Here is a 19804-nt window from a genome sequence, read left to right as displayed (position 1 = left end):
GGGTGGCACCCAAACAGTGATCGGTGTCACTCATGTGCCGCCGGTGGAGCATCTCGGCCATTCGTGTGAGACCAAACCATGTGCCGTCAACTACAGCTCTAGGCTGAGGTGTTAATTGGATGGTCCCTTGACGTGAAGGGCTGGGACGGCGCCGTGAGAGTGCAGCTTCCTCCTGAGCCGGCGTGCTTCGTCGACCGCGAGGAGCAACGAGAGCATGTGCTGCGTGCGCGGAGGGAGTGGGCGGGGCGGTCGCGGCCGATGCTCGTGACGCTCAGCGGGCCGCAGGGCATCGGCAAGACCGAACTGGCCCGACTGCTCGCCCGTGTCCTGCGTGACGAGTACGGCTACCCGGACGGGATTCTGTCCGTGGATCTGGATGACTTCCGGCTGGGCGGCGGGGCGGATCCCGGAAACGTGCTGACGGAGCTGCTCGTGTCGCTCAAGGCGGAGCCGGGCTTCGTCGCACAGGATTTCGAGGCCAGATGTAAGCAGTACTGGAGCAGGACGGACGGTGCGCGGCTGATCCTCATCGTGGACAACGCACGGTACGGGTCGGAGATCGTCCCGTTGCTGCCCGCGTCCGGTGACAGCCTCGTGATCGTCACCAGCCACACACCGCTGCGCGACCTGGAGGACGGAGCCGCGCTGGGGCTCGCGCTGCCGCCACTGGAGGAGTGGGCGGCCACCGAGCTGCTGGAACTGGTCGTCCGCGATCCGCGACTGGCAGCGGACCCCGAGTCCGTCAGGGCACTGGTCCGCCTGTGCGACGGCCACCCGGCGGCGCTCCACGTCGCCGCCGGGTGGGTGCGCGAACACCGGTTGCGCCCCCTGTCCCGCTTGGTGTCGCGACTGCGGGACGACTGGGCGGAGAACGGAGTGCCCGGCGTGGAGCTGTTCCTGGACACCATGTACGAAGGTCTGTCGCCCACGGCCGCTCTGGCGTACCGGTTGCTGCCGCACCATCCCTCCACCACGTTCACGTTGGACTCCGCCACCGCGTTGCTCGGGCTGGGCCCGGAGGCGTGCGAAGCGGCACTGGAGGAGTTGGACCGGGTCGGACTGCTGGACCTGAGTGCGGTGCTGGCCTCGGTGAACGGCCGGATGCGACTGCCCGGGCCGCTGCGCGCCCACGCGTTGCGCCGGTCGCGTCAGGACGCCTGGCCGGAGGAAGCGCAAGAGGGCCTCGAGCGACTTCTCCGGTGGCTGGTCAGGCAATTCCAGCGCGCCGACCGGTTCGCCGCTGGTCCCCGCCTCATTGTCGGTGACGTGTTTCCCGCGGTGGACGGTGCGCCGGACGCTCTCATGGAGGATCCGCAAGAGGCGTCGGACGACGCGGAGAAGGCGGAGCGCACCGACCGTGCCTCCGCCTGGCTGTACGACGAGCGCCATGTGCTGTTCGCATCGCTGCGGCTGGCCCATGAACGGGAGATGGACGCCGAGGTGGTGGCGCTCTCCGAGCCGGTGTGGACGTACGCGTTGGACCACCCGCACCAGTCGGACGTCACGGGGGCTCTGCGGCTCGCCGTCGACTCCGCGGTCCGCGACGGTGCCCGGGCCGCCTGGCTGGTGCGTACGCGCTGCCAGCTTGCCCGGAACTTGTGGGAAACCGGCCTGCTGGACGAGGCGGGCGCCCAACTCGACGACGCGGGGGCAGTGCTCGGGCTGCTGGGGGACGACGAACGGGACTGCAAGGTCGCCGCGTCCCTCGTCGAGTTCCGCGGCATGCTGGCCGGAGCCCGAGACGAATGGGGCACTGCGGCCGCCGAGTTCGCGAGGTGCCGGCAGCTGCACGCCGAGATCCCCAACCCCTACGGCGTCATGCTCCAGACCTACCGGCTGGGAGAGGCCAGGGCGAAGCTGGGTGAGCTGGATATGGCCCACGGGCTGCTCGCCGAGGCACACGACATGGCCGTGGCACAGGAGCGCGAGAGGATGAGCCGCCGCACCGGCTTCGCGCTCGCCGGCGTACTGTGCCGTCTCGGCCGGCCGGCGGAGGCCCGTCCGTTGTACGAGGAGTCCCTGCGCGCCGCGCGTCGACGCCGGTCCGGGTTCGACCAGGCCCGGATCCATGACGCGCTGGCCGAGCTGTGCCAGACGGAGGGACGGACCGCCGAATCGGCCGAGCACCGTACTGCGGCTGGTGACATCAGGCGCCTCAGCGGCTTGGGCGCCTAGCGTGTTCCGTGGTGCGTCCGGGTCAGAAGAGTTCCGCGACCTCGTCAGCGGTGGCTGGGCGCAGCACGAGGGCGTGGGCGCGGTCTCCGATGACGCAGCTCAGCCGGCTCGGTGCCGCGGTGGCGGCCGGGGACCGGTGGAGCAGCCAGGCGTGGACCGCCGACGCCGCTGCGGCCGGATCGATGCGCGTCACCCGACCGCCTTCGTCCCGGGGCTCGACCTCGACGGCGTACGCATCGGGGTGGCCACACGTCCTGAGCAGTACCAGGCCTGACGGGAGGATCGCGGCGGCCGAGCGGCAGCCCGGGTACGCGGACAGCGCGTGGCGCATCCAGCCGTCCGACGTCCAGGAGAGCCCGGGCTGGCCTGCCGGGACCGGGAGCGGGCGCCGGTACAGCAGTCCCGCGGAGTGGATGAACGCCTGGCTCGCGGCTCCGTGCTCCGCAGCCAGGTGGTGGCCGGGTGGGCCGATCCCGACGGGGCGCCGAACGACGCGGATGCCGTGGCCGGTGGTGTCGGCGTCCACGTCGAAAGCCGTCGGCGCCCGTTCGGCGGCGAGAGGCCGGGGCAGGAGGCGGGGCGGACAGGGAGCGCCGGGAGGCTCCATGCCGAGCAGGCTGTAGAGCTCGGCGCGTAGCAGGTTGAGTGCCCTGCCGCGGTGCGCGAAGGCGGCTTGGGCGGCCTCTGCGGCCGTTCCCGGCCGATAGCCGAGAAGGGCCTGCTCCAGCGAGTGCGAGTCGGCGGAATCCAACCGCGGAACACGCTTCAGGAGCTGGTCCATGGGAGTGCCCGGGATCAGTTCGACTCCGCCCTCGTAGGCGCTGACGACCGGCCGGTCCTGCGCGGCGCAGTAGTACAGGGCCGTGGAACCGTGGTCGGTGATCAGCGCGTCGGCAGCGATCAGGACGGACGCCCACTCCTCGTGCGGGCGTACCAGGACCATGCCCGCGTCGAGGGCCGGGGCGAGCCGCTCGGTCAGCTCGTACGTGCCCAGCCGGCTGTGCTCGTTGGGGTGGATCACCATCGCCAGTTGATGGGCGTCGTAGGAGAGTTGGGCGGCCAGCTTGGCGGGGAGATCCGGCTGCCGCCTGAGCAGCGACTCCGGGCCCCAGGTCGAGACCAGTACGAGGAGTCTGCGCGACCCCGTTCCCAGCGCCGCACGGTAGCGCTCACGCAGCGGGCGCGAGGCGAGGACGCGCTCCAGCGTCGGGTCTCCGACGACCTTGGCCCGCTCGGCCGCACGCGGGTCGACGGCGGCTATGCGCGCTACTTGATCCGGATGGGCAACGGCGTGGAGTGTGACGGGTGAGCTGTCTCCCTCGCGGAGCAGGAGGTCCGGGTCGAGCCCGGATGCCGAATCCGAGTACTCCCCGGGGATCGACTTGTTGTACCCGGCGCCGTGCGGCAGCAACACGTGCCGGCCGCGGAGCAGGCGCAGGTCACCCTTCGGACTGGCCGAGAGGACCAGGTCGTACGAACGGTTGCGCGCCTCGTCCCAAGGCACCAGCGTCCCACCGACGCCCTCGATGGCGGAGAACACGTCGACTCCGAAGTCGGAGCCGGGTACGAGCGTGAAGTACCGAGTGATCCTGTCGTCACCGGACAGTGCGGGGAGTGCGTCCAGCAGGCGGTAGAGAGCCACTGTCGAACGGGCGGCAAGCAGCACCGTCGCCCGTCGCCCGTCGCCCGTCGCCCGTCGCCCGTCGCCCGTCGCCCGTCGCCCGTCGCCCGTCGCCCGTCGCCCGTCGCCCGTCGCCCGTCGCCCCAATAGTCGATTCTAGCCGGGGCTGCCCGCCGCTACGTGGTGTTTGCGCAGGTTGGGCGGCTTTCTCGGCGTCCTCGTGAGGCATATTCTGATCGTACCGGCCATGCCGTTCCCGGTACCTGAGGATGGGTGCATGGGTGAATGGGGTATCGCGCTGTTGGCCGCGGGCGCAGCGATCGTGGGCAGCGTTGTTACGGGCTGGTTCAGCAGGGGCGCCGGTCAACGCCAGGCTCAGGCGGCCCGTGATGCGGCCGACCGGCAGGCAGAAGCACTGCTGGAGTCCGTCCGGATGACGCTGCGGGGCGCCGACGGGCAACGTGCGATCGCGCTCCGGCGTCAGGTCTACGCCGAGTTCCTCTGCGCTGTGGAGACGAGGATCCTCGCCGAACGGAGCGGTCGGGGCGACGGCGACGAAGAGCTGCTTCTGCAGCGGGCCTACGCCGGTGTCGTTCTCGAAGGGCCGGAAGAAGTCGTGGCCGCGGCGCGTGGGTTCATTGACAGCCTGGCGCGTCACCAGGCGCTGGATCGAGTGCAGGAGGCGAGGACGGCCTTCATCGCGGCGGCACAGCGGGCAGTGGCACCTTGACGGTGCTTGGCAACGAAACGATGTGAGTCGTTACCAGGCCGACTTGAGCGTGACGCGCCGAGACGCGGGCTGTTCAAGCCTCGGGGATCTTTCTACGGTGAGGGCTGCACCCTGTCCAACCTCCAGTACTTCGACGAGTCCGAGGATGAGCTGCGGGCGATGACACGCACAGTCCTCGCACGGTACGGGGACGAGGCCACCTATCGCACCAACGTCAGCAAGACCGGCAGCGCACCCGGCACCCTCGACTTCACGCTGGAGGGCATGGGGTACAGCCCGATGAGCGTCTTCGCGGAGGACTGCGGCGTCGTCGTCTCGGACACCGAGGTCGGCCTGTTCTGGACTCTCAACGACCTGTGACCCGGCTGCCGACCCCTCCTGTCCGCGGATAGGGTCCTGCGGCATGAGCACAACACCGCCCGAAATAGGCCGCGTTAGTCGGATCACCCCGCGCCGCCTCGGCACCGCCGCCGCGATCTACGGCGTGTTCGTCGCGGGGTGGTACCTGGGTCAGCCCGTCACTCCCGAATGCCACGTCGACCAGGCCGACCTCGACCGGATCGCCGAGGAGTACGAAACCGAGCCGTCCCCCACGCCGACGCCGTCGGCGAACCCGTCACGGTACGGCTCGGGGCCGGGCCTGGCCCACATCCCGGGTGGGGGCACCTACGTCAGGCAAACCCAGACGATCACCGCCTACGCCGTCTCCTGCACCAACGACACGAGCGAACGCCCCCGCATGCGAGCGTGGTTCGAGGGCCAATGGCGGTGAAGGGAGGGCGCGACACTCCCAGGGTGCCCGCCTGGATATCCGTGCGCCGCCTCGGCGCTGTCACCACTCTGTACGCGGTGTTCCTGGCCGGATGGTGGCTGGGCCAGCCCGTGCGCTCCGACGGCTGCCTCGAAGACCGGCGGGCGGACGGCCGCTCCGCACCGGTGGAACCGGCCGACCCCAGCCGATACCTCGACAACCTCAACCTCGACTTCGGTCTACTCGACTGGGCCGATGACATGGACGGCTACCGCGACGGCGAGTACGGCCCCAGCGACTACGGTTACGACCTGCAGGGCGGGTCCGAGACGTACGTCACGTCCGGCCCTGCCTACGCTCCTTGCTCCTACAAGAAGCGCGCCCGTCTGCTCGCGTGGATCAACGGCGACTGGGGCTGACGACGTGGGCTGGCTGTGTCGTGCTTCACGCGAGCGGCCTACCCTGGGTGGGAGAGTGCCGGTCGCCGGACACGGGGGAGCAGCATGGCCGACTACGAGCCCTTTCTCAGCAGGCGCGAACACCCTGCCCGGACCCTGCTCACCTCGTTGTGGGCCCTGATTCCCGTCCTGACGCTCGGGCTCGGGACGCTGCCGCTGATGATCCACGCGTCGGTGCGCATGAAGAGCTGGGCGCAGGCGCTGGCCACGGTGCCCTACGTCGGGGCGAGTGCGCTGTACTTCATCTTCGACCCGGATGTGTCCGCCACGTACGAAGTCCTCTTCGGTGCGGGGATGTTCGTCAACATCCTCGGCGGGACCGGACACGCCTTCGGGATCCGGTCCAGGGTGTGGAGGAGCCGCGACGCCGAGCAGTTCCGTCCCCTGCAGGACCGGCAGCGCGCCCTGCTCGCCGCGCACCGCGACGAGCGGGCGGCGCGGGAGACGGCGCGCGCGATCGCCGACGCCGACCAGCGGCGGGCCGTGGAACTGCGTATCGGCCGCGCGGACTTGCCCGACCGCGAGTTCCCCGACGGCGGTCTCGTCGACGTCAACAACGTGCCGGCCGGCGTCCTGGTCCGCCTCCTGACCCTGTCGGACGGCCAGGCCGCGGAGGTCGTACGGATGGTGAGGGTGGTCGGCGGCTTCGGGTCGGTCGACGACCTTTCGGTCACGATGGATTTGCCGCCGCGGCATCTGGACGCCGTAGCGGATCGCCTGATCTTTCTGCCGCCGCAGGCGGAGACGGACGACAGCGCCCGGTAGGTCGTCCGTCGGCGGTGTCTGAAGACGGCCGGCCGACGACGACTCCGGCCACCCCTGCGGGGACGGACTAGATTCGTAGGCATGCTGCGCCCAAGGATCACGAACGAACTGGTGGTTCCGCCCCTGGCACCCGCCGGGCCGGAAGAGCCGGAGTTCGGCCAGTGACCCACGACGGGTCCAGCAGGCCCCTCCCCTACGTCCTCCTCTCCGCCGCCGTCTCCCTCGACGGCTGTCTGGACGACACCGGACCCGACCGGCTCCTGCTGTCCAGCCCCGCCGACTTCGAGCGGGTCGACGAGGTGCGGGCGTCGGTCGACGCGATTCTGGTCGGGGCCGGGACGGTCCGGGCCGACAATCCGCGGCTGCTGGTGAACTCCGCCGAGCGGCGGGCAGCCCGCACCACGGCCGGGAAGGCGGAGTACCCGCTCAAGGTCACCGTCAGCGGCAGTGGTGAGCTGGACCCGACGGCGCGGTTCTGGCACACCGGTGGGGAGAAGGCGCTGCTGACCACGGACGAGGGGGCCGGGCGGGCCCGGGCGCTGGGGATCGCCGGCGATGTCGTCGTCCCGCTCGGCGACGCGCTCCACTGGCGGGCGGTGCTCGAGTACCTGTACGACCGGCGCGGGGTGCGGCGGCTCATGGTGGAGGGGGGCGGGACCGTCCACACCCAGCTGCTTCAGCAGGAACTCGCCGACGAGCTTCAGCTCGTTCTCGCGCCCCTGCTCGTCGGCGACCCGGCCGCGCCCCGGCTCTTCGGGCCCGGCGCCTACCAGGGCGGGCGGCTGCGGCTGGTGGAGTCGCGGCGGATCGAGGACGTGGTGCTGATGAGGTACCTGCCCACCGCGCCCGGCACCGGTGAGCACGTGAGCGCCGCCGACCGGCACTGGCTGGCGCTCGCCTGCGAGCTGGCCGAGCTGTGTCCGCCGTCACGGACGGCGTTCAGCGTGGGGGCGGTCGTGGTCGCCGCGGACGGGAGCGAGCTGGCGCGCGGGTACTCGCGGGAGGGCGGCGACCCCGTCGTGCACGCCGAGGAGGCCGCCCTCGCCAAGGCCGACCGCTCCGATCCGCGGCTCGCGGGGGCCACCGTGTACAGCAGCCTGGAGCCCTGTGCGCGCCGCGCCTCCCGGCCCGCGCCCTGCGCCCGGCTGATCCTCGACGCCGGGGTGCGTCGCGTGGTCACGGCCTGGCGGGAGCCGGACACCTTCGTGCCGGGGGCGGACGGCGGCGGGGTGCTCGCCGCCGGGGGCGCCGCCGTGGTCGTACTGCCGGAGTACGAGGGGCGGGCGAAGGCGCCGAACCGTCATCTGGACGGGTGAGGGAGATACGGATGTGCATTCCGCCCCTGGGATGACGTACAGTGGAGAACACAACGACGCGGGGTGGAGCAGCTCGGTAGCTCGCTGGGCTCATAACCCAGAGGTCGCAGGTTCAAATCCTGTCCCCGCTACTGAAGGCCGAGGGCCGGAATCCGAAAGGGTTCCGGCCCTCGGTGCGTTCACCCGCTCGGCCCTCACCGCTCGCCGCCCACCCCCGCCGCGGGAAACCTGGAGTACGGCACGGCAAGCGGCGCGGACAGGGGGTGGCGGGAGACCAGTGGTGCGGGCAGGTGACGTCGAGGACGAGGGAGCGTACGCCAGAGCCGGCGGCCGGCTCCCCGGCGATCCCGTGCCCGACCCGGGCCTCGGTGACGAGACACCGCCCGTGCCGCCCACCGGGCAGCCGCGACCGTGGCGTACGTCCTACGGCCGGGTGCTCGTGCGCTCGCTCCCCGTACTGCTGATCATCGTCGCCGTCCTGTACGACATCTTCACCCCGCGCTACTTCACCGCCGGTCCCCTCTACACCGCCGCGCCGCTGGTCGCCGCCCCGATCTACTCCCGGCGGGGCACCGCGCTCACCGGCGTCGCCGTGGTCGCCTCGGTCGTCGGGCTGCAGATCGGCAAGGGCGTCATCCACTACGTCGACTCCCTCACCGAGCTGATCACCATCGCGACGGTCGCCGCGCTCGCCGTCTTCGTCAACGCCTTCGTCCGCCGTACCGACGAGCGCCTCGCCATCGCCCGGGAGATCGCCGAGGCCGCCCAGCGCGCCGTACTGCCCGAGCCGGCCGAGCGGATCGCCGGCTTCGAGATCGCCGTCGGCTACGAGGCCGCGCAGGCCGGCGCCTTCATCGGCGGTGACCTGTACGCGGTGCAGGACAGCGCGCGCGGCGTCCGGCTCATCGTGGGGGACGTGCGGGGCAAGGGCATGGGAGCGGTGGCCGCCGTCGCCGTGGTGATCGGCGCCTTCCGGGAGGCCGCCGAACAGGAGGCGACGCTGGAGGCGGTGGCGCAGCGCCTGGAGCGGGCGCTGGCCCGCGAGGGCACCCGGCGCGAGGGACTGGACGCCTTCGAGGGCTTCACCACCGCCGTCCTGGCCGAACTCCCGCACGGCGCCGGGACCGTACGCATCGTCAACCGCGGGCATCCGCCGCCCCTGCTGCTCCACGGCGACGGCACCGTGGGGTCGCTGCCCGCCCGGGAGTCGGCGCTGCCGCTCGGCATGGGCGAGCTGGGCGTGTGGCCCGACCGCGCGGAGGAGACCGCCTTCCCCGGTGGGGCCACGCTGCTGCTGTACACCGACGGGCTGTCGGAAGCCCGGGACGACCGGGGGGAGTTCTACGATCCGTACGCGCGGCTGTCCGGCCGCGTCTTCCGCCACCCGGCGAAGCTGCTCGACACCCTCGCCCGCGACGTGCGCCGCCACTCCGGGGGCGGGATGGCGGACGACATGGCGCTGCTCGCCGTACGGCGGCCACGGCGCGGCGAGCATGATCATTGTCACGAGCCGTGACGGGGTGGCGTCCCTCCGCATAACAACTGACGATCCGTCAGAAGAAAGTGGCGTGAAGGGGAATACTGACCGGCGGTCAACTCGCCCGGTTTTCACCGATCCTGAGGTGTACGTCCGGGCTGTTTTCGTTAATGATCAAGAGGAACAGCTTGGAATCCGGGCCCCGGGTCTATTAACGTTCGATAACGCAGCGCGGTCGTCCCAGCCGTCACAGAAGGCGGCTCCGTGCGCACGCGCCGAATCCCGCAAGGGAACCGGGGAACCACCACATTGGGGTGAATCGGGCGTTTGACGTCGTGGCAACACGGCTGCATGCGCGCGTAGGAGACCTTCCTGCTCCGAACCCGTCAGCTAACCCGGTAGGCGAAAGGAAGGAAAGGAGTACGCCCACGTGGCGTCCAACCGGCCTGCCCCCGAGGCCCCGTTCGTGCCCAGTCGGCACGACACCGAAACCTTCGGCTACGAGAGTTACCGCACCGAAGAGGGCCCTTGGGAGGAGTGGAATCCCACCGAGGACTCCATCCGCCCCGTACGCGGCCGGCACCGCGTCGCCAAGCAGCGTGGCGGGCTCGCCCGCAGCTCCACCGTCCTGGGCGTCGGTGTCATAGCCGCCGTCGGCGCGGGCGGCATGGCCAGCGCGCAGACCGGCAAGCCGCCGGTGTCGATCTCCATGCCGGACCTGCCCAACGTCGGCTCGCTCATCTCCGACGAGGACGCGCCGCAGCCGGAGGGTTCCAGCACCCCGCTCAGCGGCATCGGCGTGACCGCCGCCGCCGACACCACGGAGGGCACCGACACCGCGGGCGCCGGTGAGTCCCTGCGGGCCCGGATCATGGCGCAGGCCGAGCAGCAGCAGGCCCAGGTCGAGACCAAGGCCGCCGCCGAGGCCGCCGCGGCCGCCGAGAAGAAGGCCGCGGAAGCCGCCGCCAAGGCGGAGAAGGAGGCCGAGGCCAAGGCCGCCGCCGCCAAGAAGAAGGCGGAGGAGGAGGCCGCGAAGAAGGCCGAGGCCGAGCGCCTGGCCAAGCTGGCCAAGCAGTTCACGCTGCCGACCTCCTCGTACACGATCTCCTCGACCTTCGGCCAGGCCGGCGCCTACTGGTCCTCCGGCCACCACACCGGCCTCGACTTCGCCGCACCCACGGGCACGCTGCTCAAGGCCGTGCACAGCGGCACCATCACGTCGGCCGGCTGGGACGGGTCGTACGGCTACAAGACCGTGCTCACCCTGGATGACGGCACCGAGATCTGGTACGCCCACCAGTCCTCCATCAGCGTCAGCGTCGGCCAGGAGGTCACCACCGGTGACGTCATCGGCCGCGTCGGCGCCACCGGCAACGTCACCGGCGCCCACCTCCACATGGAGGTCCACACCGACGGCGGCTCCGGCATCGACCCGATGGCCTGGCTGCAGAGCAAGGGCCTCACCCCCTGAGTCACCGGCCCATCCGCTTCCCCGCTGGTCCCCGGCGGTCCTGACGGCAACCCCCCGACGTCAGGGCTGCCGGTTTGCGGGGTTTTCGCGTCCGTACCGGAATGACCTGATCCGGTGCGTTCGTTGACGCCCTACATGACTTCTCTGCGCAAGCTCGGCTCCTCCGACCTGGAGGTCTTCCCCCTCGCCCTCGGCGGCAACGTCTTCGGCTGGACCGCCGGCCAGGACCGGTCCTTCGCCGTCCTGGACGCCTACACCGCGGCCGGCGGCAACTTCGTGGACACCGCCGACTCGTACTCCGCCTGGGTCGACGGCAACAGCGGCGGCGAGTCCGAGACCGTCCTCGGCCAGTGGTTCGCGGCCCGCGGCAACCGTGACGACGTCGTCCTCGCCACCAAGGTCAGCCAGCACCCCGAGTACCCGGGGCTCTCCGCCGCGAACATCAAGTCTGCGGCCGACGCCTCGCTGCGCCGCCTGGGCACCGACCACATCGACCTCTACTACACGCACTTCGACAAGCCCGAGGTGCCGGTCGAGGAGATCATCGGCGCGCTGGACGAGCTGGTGAAGGCGGGCAAGGTGCGGCACATCGCCGCCTCCAACATCTCCGCCGAGCGGCTCGCGGCCTCCCTGGAGTTCTCCGACCGCGAGGGCCTCGCCCGGTACGTCGCCCTCCAGCCGCACTACAACCTGGTCTCGCGCGACACCTACGAAGGCGGGCTGCGCGACCTCGCCGAGGGCGCGGGACTGGCCGCCGTGCCGTACTACGCCCTCGCGGCCAGCTTCCTCACCGGCAAGTACCGGCCCGGTGCGAGCGTCGACAGTCCGCGTGCGGGCGGTGCGGCCAAGCACCTGGAGACCGAGCGCGGCCGGCGGGTGCTCGCCGCCCTGGACGAGATCGCCGAGGCGCACGACGCCCCCGTCGCCACGGTCGCCCTCGCCTGGCTGGCCGGCCGGCCGACGGTGGCCGCGCCGATCGCGTCCGCGCGCACGGTGGAGCAGCTGCCCGCACTGCTGGGCGTCGCGGAGCTGAGCCTGACGGACGACGAGGTCGCGCGGCTGACACGGGCGTCGGCCTGAGCGTGACGCCGCGGGTGCCGGCCTACGGGCGGTAGGGGCCCGGCGGTGCGTATGGGTGGGCGTACGGGACGTACGGCGCCTGGGCCGGGTACGGCGCCGGGGGGCCGCCGCCGTACGGGCCGTACGTCCCGTGCGGGTACGCCCAGGGCGGCGCGGGACGGGGCACGGGCGGTGCCGTCGCGCGGGCCGCGTGGTCCAGGGCCGGGCGGGCCGCGCCGCGCCGGTGCCACAGGGCGTCCAGCATCTCCCGCTCCCGCACGGCGTAGTCGGCGCCCGCCCCGCCCCGGCGGCCACGCTGCCGCAGGAACGCCAGCGAGGTCGCGTACGCCTCGTACTGGGCCACCGCGCGTGCCGCCTCCTTCCCGCCCTGCCGCCGGGCGTGCTGCCGGGCGACGCGGCGGGCCCGCATCGAGCCGAGCGCGTGCGGCTCCGCGGGCGTCAGCCACCCGGCCAGGACATACGCGGGCAGCTCGGCCCGTACGGTGCCCAGTTCGCGCTGCCGGGTCCAGATCACCAGCCAGGTCAGCAGGCCGAAGGCCGGCACCATGAAGGCCGCGTACACGGCGTAGAAGCCGTACTCGCCGAACGCGGCCGAGCCGTTCCACAGCGCGTGCACGCCCATCGCGAGCAGCAGGCCGGACAGCGGGAGCAGGGCGCGGCGCAGGCGGTGGCGGCCCGCGGAGAGCGCGGCGATGCCGAAGCCGATGCCGGTGAGCACGGTGAAGAGCGGGTGCGCGAACGGGGACATCACGACGCGGACGAAGAAGGTCGCCGCGGTGACGGAGGCGATGCCGCTGCCGCCGGTGAGCTGGTCGGTGCCGAACGCGGTGCCTAGGTACAGGATGTTCTCGGTGAAGGCGAAGCCGGTGGCGGTGACCCCGGCGATCACCACTCCGTCGACGATGCCGGTGAAGTCCCGCCTGCGGAACAGGAAGACCAGGAGGACCGCGGCGGCCTTGGCGGACTCCTCGACGACCGGCGCTATCACCGTGGCGCCCAGGGTGTCCGCGCTCGCCGGGTCGGCGGTGGCGGTCGCTATCCATCTGGTCGCGAAGCTGTTGGCGACGATCGCTATCAGCGCCGCCGCGCAGGCGCCCCAGGAGAAGCAGAACAGCAGGTTGCGCCAGGGCCCGGGGTCGACCCGGTCCAGCCAGCGGAAGGCGGCCACGAGCAGCGGCACGGGCAGCACCGCGAGGCCGAGCCCGACCAGGAACCCCCGCGTGCCGGTCTGTTCGCGGACCAGGGCCAGGATCACCAGGCCGGAGAGCGCGAGCAGCGTGATCAGCGCGCCGTACCGCACCCAGGTCCGCTGCCACCAGTGCGGATGCGTACGCGGGAACGTGGGCTGACGCGTCGGACACGGGGGACTGGCCACGGCATGGACCCTAACCGGTGGGAGGCTGCTCTTCGTGGGGATCGCGGAGCTGTACGCGGCGGAAGACCAGGTCGTTCACCACATGTCCCTTGTCCAGTCCCTGGCCCTCGAACCGGGTCAGCGGCCGGTGCGCGGGACGCGGCGCGAAACCGCCGTCCGGGGCGGTGTTCTCGAAGTCGGGGTGCGCGGTCAGCTCGTCGAGCATCTGCTCGGCGTACGGCTCCCAGTCGGTGGCGCAGTGCACGAAGGCGCCCGGCGCGAGCCGGGTCGCGGCCAGCGTCAGGAACTCCCGCTGGATCAGGCGCCGCTTGTGGTGGCGCTTCTTCGGCCACGGGTCGGGGAAGTAGACGCGCAGTCCGGCGAGCGAGGAGGGGGCGAGCATCTCGCGCAGCAGGATGATCGCGTCGCCGTTGGCCACCCGGATGTTGGACAGGCCGTTCCGCTCGGCGAGACCGAGGAGGTTGCCCTGGCCCGGGGTGTGGACGTCCACGGCGAGGATGTTGGTGCCGGGGTCGGCCTCGGCCATCTGGGCGGTGGCCTCGCCCATGCCGAAGCCGATCTCCAGGACGACCGGGCGCGCGTCGCCGAACAGCTCGCCGAGGTCGAGGTCGCGCTGCCCGTCGATGTCCAGTCCCCACAGGGGCCACAGCCGTTGCAGCGCGTCCGCCTGGCCGGCCGTCACGCGGCTGCGCCGGGGCTGGAAACTGCGGATCCGCCGCTCGAAGTGCGACCCGGCGGGGTCGGCCTTCGGCCCGTCCGGGAAACGCGGCTCCCCCTTGGCACGGGTGTGCCTCAGGGAGGTGCCGGTGTGGGTGGCGGCTGGCTGGTGAGCGTCGGGGGCGCTGGGGAAATCAGACACAGTGCCCCCAATTTTACGGCCCGCCCGTGCCGGGCTCACGAGCCTCCCAGCAGGGTCAGTGCCCTGCGGCCCACCTCCCGCCCGATCGGCAGGGCCGCGGTGGCCGCGGGCGACGGCGCGTTCAGGACGTGCACCGCGTGGGGGCCCTCCTTGATCAGGAAGTCGTCCACCAGCGTCCCGTCCGCCAGCACCGCCTGAGCCCGCACGCCGGCCGGCGCCGCGACCAGGTCGCTCTCCGTCACGGACGGCAGCAGTCTGCGTACGGCGGTGGTGAAGGCCGCCTTGGACAGCGACCGGCGCAGCTCCCCGGTGCCGTACCTCCAGTGCCGCCGCGCGATGTGCCAGGAGCCGGGCCAGGCCAGCGTCGCGGCCAGCTCGCGGGGGCGGACGACACCCCAGCCGTAGCCCTCGCGGGCCAGCGCCGGCACCGCGTTCGGCCCGAGGTGCACGCCGCCGTCGATGCCGCGGGTGAGGTGCACCCCGAGGAACGGGAAGGCCGGGTCCGGCACCGGATACACCAGTCCCCGCACCAGCTCGGGACGGGCCAGCTCGTAGTACTCGCCCCGGAACGGCACGATGCGCATCCCCGGGTCGTCGCCGGTCATGCGGGCGATCTCGTCGCAGTGCAGCCCGCCGCAGTTGACCAGGACGCGGGCGCGCAGCACCTCGCCGGAGCGGGTGCGGACGGCGACGCCGAGGCCGGGGCGGCGGTCGATGTGCCGTACCTCGGCGCCGTAGCGCAGCTCCGCGCCGGACGCCCGGGCCAGCTGCCGGGCCACGGCGACGTAGTCGCAGATGCCGGTGGTGCCGACGTGTATGGCGGCGAGGCCCCTGACCTCGGGCTCGTACTCCTGGATCTGGGCGGCGCCCAGCTCGCGTACCGGAATGCCGTTCTCCCGGCCGCGCTGGACGAGGGCGTGCAGGCGGGGCAGCTCGGCGCGGTCGGTGGCGACGATCAGCTTGCCGGTGACGGCGTGGTCGATGCCGTACTCGGCGCAGAACTTGACCATCTCGGCGGCGCCCCGCACCGCGTAGCGCGCCTTGAGCGAGCCCGGGCGGTAGTAGACCCCGCTGTGGATGACGCCGCTGTTGCGGCCCGTCTGGTGCCGGGCCGGGCCCGGTTCCTTCTCCAGGACCGTGACCCTGGTGCCCGGGGCGGCGCGCGTGATCGCGTACGCCGTCGACAGGCCGACGATGCCGCCGCCGATCACCAGCACATCGCAGTCGAACACTCGTTCCATCTCCCGGTCCACCTCCCGGCTTCGATAGTGCACTGCGCCACTGACAATGCCTTCAAACCCGGAAGGGGCGGTGTATCAGGCCGGCTGCGTCAGGCCGGGGTCACCAGCAGCGGCCGCGCGCGCTCACGCAGCTCGACCACGCGCGGCTCGTCGCCGTACGGCTCCAGGCGATGCAGGAGGTCCTTCACGTACTCGGTGGTGCGGGCCGAGGAGATGCGGCCGGCCACCTCGACCGCCCGCACGCCCTGCTCGCAGGCCGCGTCCAGATTGCCCGACTCCAGCTCGGCCACCGCCGAGACGACGAGCCGGAGGCCGTGCGAGCGTACGAACTCCTCCGTCGGTTTCGACAGGGCCTGCTCGGTGAAGCGGCGCACCTGGCGTGGTGCCTTCAGGTCGCGGTAGCACTCGGCCGCGTCGGCGGCGAACCGGTCGTAGGAGTAGAAACCCAGCCACGACGGGTCGCTGTCGCCGGGGCGGGCGCGCTCCAGCCAGCTCTCGGCGGCCTTCAGTGCGGCGCCGGCCGCCGGTGCGTCGCTCGCGCGCGCGTGGGCGCGGGCCTCCACCAGGCGGAAGAAGCTCATGGTGCGGGCCGTGGCCAGGCCCCGGTTGCGCTCCAGGGCGGCCTGCGCGAGGTCCACGCCCTCGTCGCCGAAGCCGCGGTAGGTGGCCTGGAGGGACATCGAGGCGAGGACGTAGCCGCCCAGGGGGACGTCGGCCGCCGCGCGGGCCAGGCGCAGGGCCTGGATGTAGTAGCGCTGGGCCGCCTCCTGCTGACCGGTGTCGAAGGCCATCCAGCCGGCCAGCCGGGTCAGCTCCGCCGAGGCGCCGAACAGGGCGCGGCCGACCTCGTCGGAGTAGGAGCCGAGCAGCAGGGGTGCCGCCTCGACGCGTAAGCACTCGGGGACCATCGACGAACGCCAGTCGCCGCCGCCGTACTTGGAGTCCCAGCGGCGGGCGTCCTCGGCGGCCTCCCGCAGTTTCTGCACGTCGCTGTGGCCGACTTTGAGCGGTGCGCCGGAGCCCTCGGCCGGGCCCACGTCGCGCGCCACCGAGCTGTCGGCCGGGGTTATCAGCCACCGGGAGGCGGGCGTCGCGTACGCGCTCACCGCGAACGAACCGGCCAGCGACTGCCAGATGCCGCCGCCGGCCCGGCGGCCGGCGAGGTCGAGACGGTACAGCTCGGTGGCGGAGCGCACCGCCTGGCCGACGTCCCGTGGGAAGGCGAGGCCCACTTCGGGGGCGGGATCCGCGTCCGCCAGGCCGATCTCGTGGAGCGGCACCGGGCGGCCGAGCTTCTGGCCGATGGCGGCGGCGATGAGGTGCGGCGCGGCACCCTGCGGCACCATCCCCTTCGACACCCAGCGCGCCACCGACGTCTTGTCGTAGCGAAGTGTCAACCCGCGTTGAGCGCCAAGGTCGTTGACGCGCCGGGCGAGTCCTGCGTTGCTGATTCCCGCGAGGGCGAGAACGGCGCCGAGCTTTTCGTTCGGCCCGCGTTGCTCCCTGGACATGCGCCACCCCTCGACACAGACGGCTGCCGCGCTGGCATAACCACGCGGCATTCGTAAACCCAGCGTAGTTCGCCGGATCCCAGGCGTTAAGAGGCATTGTTCCGGATGGCGGGATTGTGGTCCGTACTCAAGTGCGTTGTATGTACGGTCCGTTGCGGCGTGCTCCCGGTGTGTGGCCGTGCGCCCGCCCGTGCGCTCTTCTCCGGCCATCGGGGGAGCGATTCCATGGGCGGTGCGTGGGTCGGCCCGCTGTACTGGATCCAGTGGGCTGGGGGACACCGCCGCCTACATCCCCGCGGGCGGCGGACCGGCCCGGGGGGCGAGTCCCGCCTCCCGGGCCGAGCGCCGGCGGGCGGGCGGGGAGCCTGTACGCAGCGTGTTCGAGTCTGTCCGTGTGTCGTCGATTTGGCTGAAAATCGTTCCTGGTATTTCGGGCGTACATCCGTCCTCACCACGGGAGTTGAGGGCGCGTTGGGGAGCCAAACGGCGCGTTGTGGGGGCGCATTCGAGTCGTCTTCGCGCCCTCGGACGGAGCGCGAACGGAGCGCGGATTGAGCGCGGATTGAGCGCCGAGCGGAAGCGGAAGGGGAGTTGACGTCCTCGCGCGAGTGACCGCGAGGACGCATTCACGGGAGCCAGTGCGGCTCCGCCGCTGCTCTGTGGCGCGCCCTTCATGGCAGCATGGGGAACCAGTTCGTACGGTGCACTGGTTGTCCCCAGCCTGTGGAGGCGTCGATGCGGTGGTTGGTGGGGTGGAGCAGCGCCGCCGTGGGAGCCGCGGGGATCACCGGTGCGGCCCGGTCCGCGGGCGCCACCGGGTACGACGGCGAGACCGTGCAGCCCGTCGGCGCCCAGCCGTTGTGGGGTGACCCCGACCCCCTGTGGGCGGTCGGCGACTGGCGCCCCGACGAGGTCCGCGTGGTCGACGCCGATCCGCAGACCCGGATCGCCGTCCTCGGCATCTGCGGCGCCTCCGACGAGCAGCTGCGGGTCGCCCTCTTCGCCGCGCGCGGCGGCGCCCTCCGGCACCTGACGGCGTGGCCCGGCAGCTACACGGCCGTCGTCCAGGTGGGGCGGCGGATCACCGTCTGCGGCGATCTCGCGGGCGCGCGGCCGGTGTTCCACACCCCCTGGTCCGGCGGCACCGCCTACGCGACCGCCGCGCTGCCCCTGGCCGACCTCGTCGAGGCCAACCTCGACTTCGGCCACCTCGCCGCGCTGCTCGCCGCGCCCGACGTGCCCGCCGCGCTGGACGACTCCACCCCGTACGACGGCGTGAAGCGCGTTCCGCCGGGGCATGCGCTGATCCTGCGCGCCGGGGCGCGCGAGATCGCCGGGTACGAGCCGGTGGCCTCGCTCGCCGTCGCGGCGCCCTCCGCCGATCCCGACCGTGCGGTGGACGGGGTGCGGGACGCGCTCGTGGAGGCCGTGCGCACCCGGCTCGCCGCGCCGCGGCACGTCCCCGGCGACGGCATCGACCCGGGGCCCGTCCCGGGCATGGGGCCCGCGGAACGGCGTGCCGCGCGCGGGATGCCGGTTCCGGGGATCGGGGCCGACCTGTCCGGCGGGCCGGCCTCGGGCACGCTGGCGCTGCTGGCCGCCGGGCTGCCGGGGATGCCGGGGACCGTGCTCGGGCACGGCACCGGTGCCGGGGAGCGGCTGCTGGCCGTCACCTTCAACGACCTCGCCGTGGGCGGTCAGGAGTCCGAGGTGGCGCGGGCGGGCGCGCTGGCGGCCAACCCGCGGCTGCACCACGTGGTGGTAACCGGCGGGGAGGACATGCTGCCCTACGCCGACCTGGACGGGCCGCTCACCGACGAACCGGGTTCCTCTCTGATCGCGGCCGCGCGGCACCGGGCGCGGCTGGCGGCGGGCAGCGCGGACCACTTCACGGGGTACGGGGCGCGGCAGGTGCTTGACGCCCATCCGGCGCGCCTGGCCGATCTGCTGATGGACCGCAAACGGCGCCATCTCGTGCGGCCGGTCGCGGCACTGGCCAAGGCCGACGGGTCGGTGCTGGTCCCCGCGCGCGTGTACGGGGCGGCGCGGCGGCTGGCGCGGACGCCGTACCGGACGGGTCTCGAGGTGCTCGCCGAGCGGCTGCTGCGGCGGCGGTTCGACGCGCTCGGTGACGGGGCGATGGACGCGTCCCTGGCCGCGCTGACCTGGGCCGGGCCCGGGCCGGCGGCGCGGTGGCTGACCGGAGAGGCGCTGGCTGAAGTATCGGTTCGCCTCCAGACCTCGTCGCAGCGGTCGGGGGTGGGGCCGGGGCAGCGGCCGGGTGACTTCCGCGCGCGTACGGCGCTGGCGCGGCAGGCCGCGGACGTGCGGGTGCTGGAGCAGGCGGCCGAGATCCGCTTCCAGCGGCTGCACGCGCCGTTCCTCGACAACCAGGTCGTGCGCGCGTGCCGTGCCCTGCCGGAGGCGCTGCGGGTGCAGCCGGGGGCGCGGGCGTCGATTCTGCGGACGGTGCTGGAGGGGGCGGGGGTGAGCGAGCTGCCGAGCGGGTGGGGGGCGCCCACGCAGGCGCTGGCCGCGTCGGCGGCACGGGCGGGGCTGCGGGTCTCCGCGGACTCCCTGCTCGGCCTCTTCGAGACGCCGCTGCTCGCGCAGGCGGGGCTGGTGGAGGCGCGGGTGGTGCGCAAGGCGGTGCGCGCGGTGGCGGCGGGGGAGGCCCTGCCACTGGACGGCGTGGCCGACCTGGTCTCCCTGGAACTGTGGCTCCGCCGCCTCCTGGCCCGCCGGGGGACGTGCTGGACGGGGACGCCGGCCCGCCAGCGGGCGGTACCGGGCGGGATCGCGCCGGAGCGGGGGGCGTTGGGTGGGGCGGGGGCTGTGGTGCGGCGGGGGTGATGCCTGCGGCGGCCTGTGGCGGGTGGGGTGGGGGTGCGCGTAGCGCTTCGGGTTCGGTGGTGGGTCGGGGCCGCGCCGGGGGGTGTCCGTCCTCGGAACGGCGCGGAATCGGTCGGCCACA

16 protein-coding genes, 1 tRNA gene and 1 riboswitch are annotated in these 19804 nt (G+C 72.6%); of the genes, 12 read left to right on the top strand and 5 right to left on the bottom strand.

Going from position 1 to position 19804, the window contains the following annotated elements; translation table 11 throughout:
- The first annotated feature begins 258 nt into the window (after window positions 1-258).
- Window positions 259-2175 carry a tetratricopeptide repeat protein gene (locus ACFC1X_RS19310; RefSeq protein WP_376355217.1) on the top strand — a complete coding sequence of 639 codons (1917 nt, stop codon included), beginning with the start codon at window positions 259-261 and terminating at the stop codon, window positions 2173-2175.
- A 22-nt stretch (window positions 2176-2197) separates the two neighbouring features.
- Here the strand turns inward: ACFC1X_RS19310 and ACFC1X_RS19305 are convergent, their stop codons facing one another.
- Window positions 2198-3817, bottom strand: a complete 1620-nt coding sequence (locus tag ACFC1X_RS19305) for a translation initiation factor 2 (protein WP_376355215.1) — start codon at window positions 3815-3817, stop codon at window positions 2198-2200.
- A 256-nt stretch (window positions 3818-4073) separates the two neighbouring features.
- Between ACFC1X_RS19305 and ACFC1X_RS19300 the strand changes: the two genes are divergently transcribed.
- The 10 genes from ACFC1X_RS19300 (at window position 4074) to ACFC1X_RS19255 (ending at window position 11844) form a co-directional block, all read left to right on the top strand.
- Window positions 4074-4526 (top strand): hypothetical protein, encoded by a 453-nt coding sequence (locus ACFC1X_RS19300; protein WP_376355213.1) that lies wholly within the window; start codon window positions 4074-4076, stop codon window positions 4524-4526.
- A gap of 159 nt (window positions 4527-4685) precedes the next feature.
- Window positions 4686-4886, top strand: a complete 201-nt coding sequence (locus tag ACFC1X_RS19295; RefSeq protein WP_376355211.1) for a hypothetical protein — start codon at window positions 4686-4688, stop codon at window positions 4884-4886.
- 43 nt (window positions 4887-4929) lie between these two features.
- Window positions 4930-5298, top strand: a complete 369-nt coding sequence (locus ACFC1X_RS19290; protein ID WP_376355209.1) for a hypothetical protein — start codon at window positions 4930-4932, stop codon at window positions 5296-5298.
- 23 nt (window positions 5299-5321) lie between these two features.
- Complete coding sequence (locus tag ACFC1X_RS19285; RefSeq protein ID WP_376355207.1) at window positions 5322-5696, top strand: hypothetical protein; 375 nt, start codon at window positions 5322-5324, stop codon at window positions 5694-5696.
- An 84-nt stretch (window positions 5697-5780) separates the two neighbouring features.
- Window positions 5781-6500 carry a hypothetical protein gene (locus ACFC1X_RS19280; RefSeq protein WP_376355205.1) on the top strand — a complete coding sequence of 240 codons (720 nt, stop codon included), beginning with the start codon at window positions 5781-5783 and terminating at the stop codon, window positions 6498-6500.
- Between the two features lie 161 nt (window positions 6501-6661).
- Window positions 6662-7816, top strand: coding sequence for a dihydrofolate reductase family protein (locus ACFC1X_RS19275; RefSeq protein WP_376355203.1), 1155 nt, complete (start codon window positions 6662-6664; stop codon window positions 7814-7816).
- 57 nt (window positions 7817-7873) lie between these two features.
- A tRNA-Met gene (locus ACFC1X_RS19270) sits at window positions 7874-7947 on the top strand.
- Window positions 7948-8096: 149 nt separating this feature from the next.
- Window positions 8097-9332: a PP2C family protein-serine/threonine phosphatase gene (locus tag ACFC1X_RS19265; RefSeq protein ID WP_376355201.1), complete on the top strand. Its 1236-nt coding sequence runs from the start codon at window positions 8097-8099 to the stop codon at window positions 9330-9332.
- Window positions 9333-9556: 224 nt separating this feature from the next.
- Window positions 9557-9712: riboswitch (cyclic di-AMP (ydaO/yuaA leader) on the top strand.
- Window positions 9713-9723: 11 nt separating this feature from the next.
- Complete coding sequence (locus ACFC1X_RS19260; protein ID WP_376355199.1) at window positions 9724-10764, top strand: M23 family metallopeptidase; 1041 nt, start codon at window positions 9724-9726, stop codon at window positions 10762-10764.
- 135 nt (window positions 10765-10899) lie between these two features.
- Window positions 10900-11844, top strand: a complete 945-nt coding sequence (locus ACFC1X_RS19255) for an aldo/keto reductase (RefSeq protein ID WP_376355197.1) — start codon at window positions 10900-10902, stop codon at window positions 11842-11844.
- Between the two features lie 22 nt (window positions 11845-11866).
- Here the strand turns inward: ACFC1X_RS19255 and ACFC1X_RS19250 are convergent, their stop codons facing one another.
- The 4 genes from ACFC1X_RS19250 to ACFC1X_RS19235 all read right to left on the bottom strand — a co-directional run bounded on the left by ACFC1X_RS19250 (window position 11867) and on the right by ACFC1X_RS19235 (window position 16830).
- Window positions 11867-13219, bottom strand: a complete 1353-nt coding sequence (locus tag ACFC1X_RS19250; RefSeq protein ID WP_376355195.1) for a PrsW family intramembrane metalloprotease — start codon at window positions 13217-13219, stop codon at window positions 11867-11869.
- A 10-nt stretch (window positions 13220-13229) separates the two neighbouring features.
- A complete protein-coding gene (gene trmB, locus ACFC1X_RS19245; RefSeq protein WP_376355193.1) occupies window positions 13230-14078 on the bottom strand; it encodes a tRNA (guanosine(46)-N7)-methyltransferase TrmB in 849 nt (282 codons plus the stop codon).
- A 35-nt stretch (window positions 14079-14113) separates the two neighbouring features.
- Window positions 14114-15319: an L-2-hydroxyglutarate oxidase gene (gene lhgO, locus ACFC1X_RS19240; protein ID WP_376355191.1), complete on the bottom strand. Its 1206-nt coding sequence runs from the start codon at window positions 15317-15319 to the stop codon at window positions 14114-14116.
- A gap of 89 nt (window positions 15320-15408) precedes the next feature.
- Complete coding sequence (locus ACFC1X_RS19235; RefSeq protein WP_376355189.1) at window positions 15409-16830, bottom strand: MFS transporter; 1422 nt, start codon at window positions 16828-16830, stop codon at window positions 15409-15411.
- A gap of 735 nt (window positions 16831-17565) precedes the next feature.
- On the opposite strand from ACFC1X_RS19235, the gene ACFC1X_RS19230 reads away from it, so the two are divergent.
- The gene (locus ACFC1X_RS19230; protein WP_376355187.1) at window positions 17566-19683 is read left to right on the top strand and encodes an asparagine synthase-related protein; all 2118 of its coding nucleotides are present in this window, start codon (window positions 17566-17568) and stop codon (window positions 19681-19683) included.
- The last annotated feature ends 121 nt before the right edge of the window (window positions 19684-19804 follow it).

Source organism: Streptomyces sp. NPDC056128 (assembly GCF_042263835.1).
GTDB lineage: Bacteria > Actinomycetota > Actinomycetes > Streptomycetales > Streptomycetaceae > Streptomyces.
Note: the sequence above shows the minus strand (reverse complement) of the source record. Positions and strands in the feature narration are given on the sequence as shown.

What these genes read in the sequence shown, in the direction of transcription:
- ACFC1X_RS19310 (WP_376355217.1), top strand. Translation starts at nt 259, where the DNA reads ATGCTCGTGACGCTCAGCGGGCCGCAGGGCATCGGCAAGACCGAACTG.
- ACFC1X_RS19300 (WP_376355213.1), top strand. Translation starts at nt 4,074, where the DNA reads ATGGGTGAATGGGGTATCGCGCTGTTGGCCGCGGGCGCAGCGATCGTG.
- ACFC1X_RS19295 (WP_376355211.1), top strand. Translation starts at nt 4,686, where the DNA reads ATGACACGCACAGTCCTCGCACGGTACGGGGACGAGGCCACCTATCGC.
- ACFC1X_RS19290 (WP_376355209.1), top strand. Translation starts at nt 4,930, where the DNA reads ATGAGCACAACACCGCCCGAAATAGGCCGCGTTAGTCGGATCACCCCG.
- ACFC1X_RS19280 (WP_376355205.1), top strand. Translation starts at nt 5,781, where the DNA reads ATGGCCGACTACGAGCCCTTTCTCAGCAGGCGCGAACACCCTGCCCGG.
- ACFC1X_RS19255 (WP_376355197.1), top strand. Translation starts at nt 10,900, where the DNA reads ATGACTTCTCTGCGCAAGCTCGGCTCCTCCGACCTGGAGGTCTTCCCC.
- lhgO (WP_376355191.1), bottom strand. Translation starts at nt 15,319, where the DNA reads ATGGAACGAGTGTTCGACTGCGATGTGCTGGTGATCGGCGGCGGCATC.
- ACFC1X_RS19235 (WP_376355189.1), bottom strand. Translation starts at nt 16,830, where the DNA reads ATGTCCAGGGAGCAACGCGGGCCGAACGAAAAGCTCGGCGCCGTTCTC.
- ACFC1X_RS19230 (WP_376355187.1), top strand. Translation starts at nt 17,566, where the DNA reads ATGCGGTGGTTGGTGGGGTGGAGCAGCGCCGCCGTGGGAGCCGCGGGG.